Origin of the sequence: Mesorhizobium sp. M0244 (assembly GCF_040321795.1) — a bacterium.
In the GTDB taxonomy this organism is placed as follows: Bacteria; Pseudomonadota; Alphaproteobacteria; order Rhizobiales; family Rhizobiaceae; genus Mesorhizobium.
Genome location: NZ_JAMYSE010000163.1, coordinates 1 through 7034 on the forward strand (window position 1 = coordinate 1; position 7034 = coordinate 7034).

Sequence of the window (7034 nt, forward strand, 5' to 3'; positions counted from 1 at the left end):
CGGCCATCCACAGAGCCAGATCGAGGAACTCATGCCCTGGCGATTCCGGAAAACATCAAGCCCAAACCCATAGGTGATCGGCGAGGCGCTTACGCTGAGCGGGGCCCTCCGGTGCGACAAGAATATGGCCGATAGAACCGACTATCCGAAGGCTCGTCTGTTCACCTTGACGACTGACAACTGTGTACAAACCATCTTGGGGAGCAAGCGCGTCCCGCGTGTCCGAACTCCGGAGGAGGCTGCAATGATGCCCCAATCGAGTTGTCCCGCGGCCAGGCAATCATCCGTATAGATTGCCTGATAGGCCCTGTGGAAGTTGCCGATACCGAGATGCACGATTCCGGGCGTCACACTCCGTCGATCGTACCGAGGAATTTGGACACCGGCCGATGCGAGCGCCAAATTGGCGTAAGAAAGACGATTTTCCCTTGTATGCAGCTCAATCGAAATGGAGACCACCGTTCATGTCGATAACCTCGCCCGTGATGAAGCCGGCTAGAGGTGACGCGAGGAATGAAACGGTGTGGGCGACTTCTTGAGGTTCGCAAAATCGCCCGACCGGGATTTGAGCAAGCTGGGCCGCGCGCTGTTCGTCGTTGAGCTGTTCGGAAACCATCGGCGACATTACGTAGGCGGGGGCAATTGCATTCGAGGTCACGCCCTGGCCAGCGGTCTCGCGGGCAATCGAAAAAGTCAGCCCGATCATCGCGCTTTTCGAAACTGAATACGCCGTCCCTGCGGTCAAGCCTCCGCTTTTGGCGGCATAGGAGGAGATATTGATCACCCGACCCCACCGTTTCGAGCGCATCCCTGGAAGAAATATCTGGGCGAGAAGGAATGCGGCTTCTACGTTGACTATGTTGACCCTTCGCCATTCCTCGATCGAGGTATCTGCCATTTTGTGGTTCGACAGAATGCCAGCATTGTTGACCAAAATGTCGACCGAACCGAAGTGCTGAAGAACCTTCTCCGCCGCCGCGCGCGTTGAACTCTCAACTGCCAGATCAACACCGACGGCAACGGCGCCATGCCCTACCCGCGACGCCAGCGCCTCTGCGGCCTCGGGGAGCAGATCCAGGACTGCTACTTGAGCGCCGGCGCGCGCCAGTTCCACTGCGATTGCGGAGCCGATAGCGCCTGCGCCTCCAGTTACGACAGCGGTTTTTCCTTCTAGCGATTGCAAGCGGGAATTCTCCATTGCTTGGTCAGACGGCGGCATGGCGTGTGTCCGACGCATGCGCGTCGAAAAGGACAAAGATTTTATCGAGATGGGCGACCAATGCGGCTTCCGCACCGGGTCCGTCATTGGCATCCAGCGCATCCAGAATTGCCAAATGCTCCTGCAGCACAACCGCAAATCGTGCGGCATTGCCGGAGAAACGAATAAAGCGAGTCAGCTTGGCTTTGGCAGCGTGGATGGTCGTCCAAACTCCCGGTCGCTGCGCGAAAGACGCAAACAATTGGTGAAAATTCTCGTCATTGTCGTGAAATCCGTCAATATCGCCCTCAGCGATACTCCGTTCTTGAGCCGCCACCAGTGAACGCATTTCAGCGCTCATCGCTGGCGTCCAACGCGGCGCAACTTCGCGAAGAAGGCAAGTTTCCAGGGAACGGCGGACAAAATGGCTGTCTTGGATGCTGACGATATCAATTTGAGAAACAAAACTGCCGAGCTGCGGAAAGACACTCACAAGTCCGTCTTCGGCCAATCTTTGAATCGCTGCCCTCACAGGTGTGCGAGACACATTGAACTGGCGACACACCGCGTTTTCACTAATCGATTCGCCAGGCAAGAGCTTCGCACGCACGATTGCCTCGCGCAGGACGGAGTAAATTTGCTCACTCGCCGAACTGCGCCGGTTCAAAAACACGTCTAGTTCAGCCAATCCGGAAGACATGGCTTTCGCTCCATTCTGGTCGCAACGCGATATCGCGTTCCGCTCGCCTTCTTGCACAATGTCCTCGGAAAAATGCCATCAACAAAAAAGCAGTTGCACCTTGTATACAAGTGTACTAGAACTTCTGCGGTGAATGCAAGCCATTTGCGCTGGCGGTCTCGACAATTTTAAGCGGGAAGGCGGCGCTCTCAACGGGAGGAGTTTTGATGTCGAACTATTTGCGTCGCGTGCTCGCGATTGGACTGCTATCCGCAATAGGCGTGGGGTCCGCCTTCGCCGCTGGAGATTCAAAAATTGCGCTGGTCCCCGGAGGTCCGCACCCCTACTTCGCGGCGTGGGAGCAAGCTGGTAAGGATGCTGCCAAGGATTTTGGCCTGGCCGCAGCAGACTACAAGGTGCCGCAAAAGTGGGAACTCAGCCAGCAGAACCAGCTGCTCGAGAGCCTTTTGACCCAGGGTTACAACGGCTTTCTGATTTTCCCAGGTGACCCCGTCGGATCGGTCAGTACCGTGGACGAGCTCGTGTCCAATGGCGCGCCTGTCATCGGCGGCGCAGGGTGCTTCAAGGATCCTTCTTCAGCAACCTTCTGCCTCGGCACCGACACTGGCAATTCAGCATACATTGGAACCAAGGAGCTTTTGAAAACACTGACGGGCACCAAGAAGCGCATTGCTCATTTCACCGGCTTCCTTGTTGATCCGAATACCCAGCTTCGCATTGACGCCGTCAAAAAAGCGGCGGAGGAAGAAGGCGCAACGGTCGTCCAGGTCATCGCTGACATTGATGCGCCCGAGCCAGCCGAGGAAAAGATTAATGCCTACCTGGCAGCTCACGCCAACGACGTCGATGGCATCATCACGACCGCTTGGGTCCCTGCGGTTGTAGCCTCGAACGCAGTCCGAAAGATCGGCGACAAGCGGATCAAGATGGTAGCCATTGATCACGATCAAGTTGTGTTGAAGGCGATCAAGGATGGCTTTGTGAATGGCACAATGCTGCAGAATCCGTATGGCCAAGGCTATATCGGCACTTTCGTTCTCGACAAGCTTCGTTCGGGTTGCGCGGTCAAGACCGATGCGCCTTTTAAGAAGAATGCCCTCACTGACAAGTTCATCGACTCGGGAACCGTCTATGTCGCGGCCGACAAAATCGACACTTATGTTGACGCCATGCGCGACACGACCAAGAAGCTCTTTGAAACCTTCCAGGCGACTTATCTGACCTGCAAGTAACGAGACTTCCGCCAATGCCGCCGGGCTGCGTTCAAGCAGACCCGGCGGTCGTCCAACCAAATTGCACGGTGTCTGTCGTGACCCAGAGCCAGGCCTGATAAGATGGCAGCCTAGCCATTGAAGGTGCGAAACCATGTCTTATTCAGATGTGCCGGCGAAGGGTCCCAGTGGCGACATCGTCGGCAAGCCGCGCAGGAATGCCACCGAGACACGATTCTATCTGACCAATGAGTTCGGGCTCATTGCCCTGATTGTGATCTTTGCTCTGGCCTTCAAATTCACAACAGAGGGTTTCTTTTCGGCCTTCAATTTGTTCACCCTCGGTCGTATCGCAGCCGTCAACATCATGATCGGCTTGGCCATGATGGTCGTCGTTATAACTGGGGGGTTGAACCTTGCTGTAGGGGCGATCGGCGTTTGTGCCGCAATGACTTGCGGCTATCTCATTGAGGTGGTCGGGCTTCCATGGCCACTCGCAATTCTCTCAGCGGTGGCCCTTGGCGCCTTGCTGGGCTTTATCAACGGATGGACTTCCGTTCGCACAGGATTGCACAGCTTCATCATCACGCTCGCTACAATGAGCATTTTCTTCGGCGTAATGATTTTCCTGACGCGTGCAGAATCCTATCGCGCTCTGCCACCCGTCTTTGCAGCGTTCGGACGCCTCAAGCTGTTGGGTCTTTTCTCTCCGCTCCTCCTGGTCAGCCTCCTGGCTGCATTGCTTCTAGGATATCTTTATAATTTGACGGCGGTTGGGCGGGAGATGCTGACTGCTGGCGCCAAGCCCGAAGCGGCGGAGATGTCCGGCATAAATGTCGGGCGCATCTTCATATACTGCCACATGCTGTCTGGCGCGCTCGCCGCCTGTGCGGCTCTGATGCTAGTCGCACGCAATGGAGCGGCGATCCCATCAATGGCGGGACAACTCGGACAGGACTGGCTGCTCATCGCGTTCCTTGGTCCTGTGTTGGGGGGAACACTTCTGGCGGGCGGTAAGGCATCGGTGCTGGGGACGTGCCTGGGTGCGTTTCTGGTGACAATGCTGACTAGTGGTTTGCTTCTATTACAGCTGGGTGATTTCTGGATTCAGAGCTTTTTGGGTCTGCTTTTGCTGGCTGCGGTATTGATGGACAAAACACGCCGAACCTTTCTGGCCCGGAGGAACATGGCATGAACGGCTCCTTGGCCAACGCCGTGCGGAGCGACTGGTTTGGGCCGCTGCTGGTTACGATCGTCGCGGTTGCGATCGTGGGGGGCTTCAACCCATCATTCCTGTCGCCATTGAATATTCAGGTGCTGCTGCTCGCAATTGCAGTAAATGGCCTGATCGCGTTTTCGCAAATGCTCATCATCGCTATCGGTCAGATGAATTTGTCTGTCGGGGCTATCGGCGGTCTTTGCGCTATTGTTTTCGCCGGCATGATGGACGCGTGGCACGTGCCGGCATCCCTTGCCGCCTTAAGCGCGCTGTCGCTTGGGGTCATATGCGGCGTAATAAACGGATTTCTGATCGCCCGAACTGGCATTTCGGCGTTCGTAATTACCCTCGCCAGCCTGTCCGTTTACAAGGGCATCAATTTGGGCATCACACATGCCCAACCCTTTTATAACATCTCAGACGGCGTGAAATCCATCGGACAGGGCGCGATCTTCGGGATCATTCCTTGGTTGATGCTCCCGACCATGGCTGTCGGCCTAGCCTTGTGGTTCATGCTTAATCGGCAACCCATAGGGCGGTTTATTTTGGCAGTCGGCGGCAATCAACATGCCGCAGAATTGTCGGGAATATCGATTGCAAATACAGTTGTCATCGTGCACGCGCTTTCGGGGTTTCTTGCAGCGCTTGCCGGTCTTCTCCTTGTTGCCCGTTTACAAATGGGTCAACCGACGATCGGCGACGACTGGCTAATTTTGTCTTTTGCCGCGCCCGTGATCGGCGGCGCGGTCTTGGCCGGCGGACACGTCAGCGTGCCCGCTACGCTGCTCGGGGTGGTGATCGTTGCAATAATCACACAAGCCCTAGTGCTTTTCGACATCGACCCGTTCCTCGTGCAGGTCGTGCTGGGCGCAATGATCTTGGCGGCAGTCGGCGCCAATCGTTTTCGCGAAAGTCGTTTGTCACGAAATCTCAAGAGGCTCTGAAATGGCGAGCGAGATAGCGTTCCAGGCTCTGGGCATTGAGAAGTCCTTTCCAGGCGTAAAGGCGCTAAAGGGCGTTTCCCTGACACTTAAAACTCATTCCATACATGCTTTGCTCGGCGAAAACGGCGCAGGGAAGTCAACGCTTATCAAGATCATTACCGGTGTTCACCACCCCGATGCCGGCCGCCTCATCCTGGAGGGCCAAGAGGTTCATTTCGGCTCGCCGCGCGAGGCCATCGCTCATCGTGTTGGCGTCGTACATCAAGAACGGAATCTTATCCCGAGGTTTTCTGTTGCGGAAAATATCCATCTCGAGCAACTTGGCGCCTCGTTGCTAAAGCCGGTGGACTATGCCGACTTGAACAAGCAGGCCGCGCGTTGGCTTGAGGCCCTCGGCCTAGACATCGACCCAAGAACCCCGGTATCGCGCCTTAGCGTCGCCAAGATGCAGTTGGTCGAAATCGCCAAGGCCTTGTCTCTGCGCTCGCGAGTGCTTCTCCTGGATGAACCAACCGCATCACTTACCTCGAGTGAAACTGATCTATTATTCTCGTTTTTGCGAAAGCTGCGAGACCAAGGGGCCAGCCTGCTATTTGTCAGCCATAAGCTGGAAGAAGCGCAGGAGCTTTGCGACAGCGTCACAGTGCTGAGGGATGGGTCGAATGCCTGTGAAAGCCGGCCAATGGAGGGCCTGGGGCGGCAAGACATTGTCCGATTGATGATCGGCCGGGCCGAGGGTGAAGGCGGCTGGCGGGAGCGCAACTCGACTGGGGCTCCTCCGGCCATCGAGCTCAAGAACATTGAAACATCTTTAGGCCATGTGGACGTCAATCTGCATGTCCGAAAAGGTGAGATCGTTGGCCTCTATGGCCTCGTGGGCGCCGGAAGGACCGAGCTTGCAAAATGCATCCTGGGTCAGTTTCCGCTGACGGCTGGTACCGTCGAGATCGACGGGAAGCCGGTTAAGATCAGGTCGGTCGGCGAAGCCATCCACACGCATCGTGTGGGATACGTCAGCGAAGATCGAAAGGGCGAAGGTCTGGTCTTGATGCATTCGGTGCTGTCAAATGCTGGAATTGCAGTGTGGCGCCCCCTTTCGGCACTTCTCGGATTCCTCACCGACCGCCTCGTGCGACACAAGGTAACGCCATACATCGAGAAGCTTGAGGTGAAAACACCCAGCCTCGCGCAGACGGTGGCCAACCTTTCGGGTGGCAATCAGCAGAAAATCAGCGTCGCCAAATGGCTGGCGGCAGGCGTCAAGATCTTGCTGGTTGACGAGCCGTCAGTCGGCATCGACATCAAGACCAAGGCTTACCTGCACGATTTGCTGCGCGAACTCGCCGACAACGGCACTGCCATTTTGCTGATCACGAGCGACATGCCCGAAATGATCCTGCTTGCTGACAGGATTCTGGTCATGAACGACTACCGGCTTCAGGGCCAGCTAATCAATGACGGATCCTATGCCGGCATGAGCGAAGGCATCATGAATCTGATCCACAGGTCTGAGGCCGCCTAAGCTCCTCACGCGCTACAGCCACGGTCGCAAGGAGTTTTCATTTCTGCAAAATGGATATCGGCTGCGAGGATCTGAGGTTGTTTCTCGACGTTGCGCGCTGGGTGGCTTGAGCGCAGCGACGGGAACCACGCGCCGCAGCGCAGCGACCCTTGGACGACGCGTCACCGCGCTCGAAAAGCAGATCGGCGAACCGCTGTTCGTGCGTCAGCAAACCGGCTACCGGCTGACCCCGGTCGGTGA

Annotated in this window: 7 protein-coding genes; 5 read left to right on the forward strand and 2 right to left on the reverse strand. The window is 56.4% G+C overall.

The window, feature by feature from the left end:
• Positions 1–439: 439 nt before the first annotated feature.
• The gene (locus NKJ08_RS37790; protein WP_352530918.1) at positions 440–1219 is read right to left on the reverse strand and encodes an SDR family NAD(P)-dependent oxidoreductase; all 780 of its coding nucleotides are present in this window, start codon (positions 1217–1219) and stop codon (positions 440–442) included.
• Positions 1206–1898 carry a GntR family transcriptional regulator gene (locus tag NKJ08_RS37795; RefSeq protein WP_352530916.1) on the reverse strand — a complete coding sequence of 231 codons (693 nt, stop codon included), beginning with the start codon at positions 1896–1898 and terminating at the stop codon, positions 1206–1208. The genes NKJ08_RS37790 and NKJ08_RS37795 overlap by 14 nt, the downstream gene beginning before the upstream one ends.
• Positions 1899–2104: 206 nt before the next feature.
• On the opposite strand from NKJ08_RS37795, the gene NKJ08_RS37800 reads away from it, so the two are divergent.
• The 5 genes from NKJ08_RS37800 to NKJ08_RS37820 all read left to right on the forward strand — a co-directional run.
• Positions 2105–3130 (forward strand): sugar ABC transporter substrate-binding protein, encoded by a 1026-nt coding sequence (locus NKJ08_RS37800; RefSeq protein WP_023680812.1) that lies wholly within the window; start codon positions 2105–2107, stop codon positions 3128–3130.
• A gap of 133 nt (positions 3131–3263) precedes the next feature.
• The gene (locus NKJ08_RS37805; protein ID WP_352530913.1) at positions 3264–4304 is read left to right on the forward strand and encodes an ABC transporter permease; all 1041 of its coding nucleotides are present in this window, start codon (positions 3264–3266) and stop codon (positions 4302–4304) included.
• Positions 4301–5272 carry an ABC transporter permease gene (locus NKJ08_RS37810; RefSeq protein ID WP_352530911.1) on the forward strand — a complete coding sequence of 324 codons (972 nt, stop codon included), beginning with the start codon at positions 4301–4303 and terminating at the stop codon, positions 5270–5272. The genes NKJ08_RS37805 and NKJ08_RS37810 overlap by 4 nt, the downstream gene beginning before the upstream one ends.
• 1 nt (position 5273) lies before the next feature.
• Positions 5274–6794, forward strand: a complete 1521-nt coding sequence (locus NKJ08_RS37815) for a sugar ABC transporter ATP-binding protein (protein ID WP_352530909.1) — start codon at positions 5274–5276, stop codon at positions 6792–6794.
• Between the two features lie 106 nt (positions 6795–6900).
• A partial coding sequence (locus NKJ08_RS37820) for a helix-turn-helix domain-containing protein (RefSeq protein ID WP_352786257.1) occupies positions 6901–7034 on the forward strand: 134 nt, incomplete at its 3' end.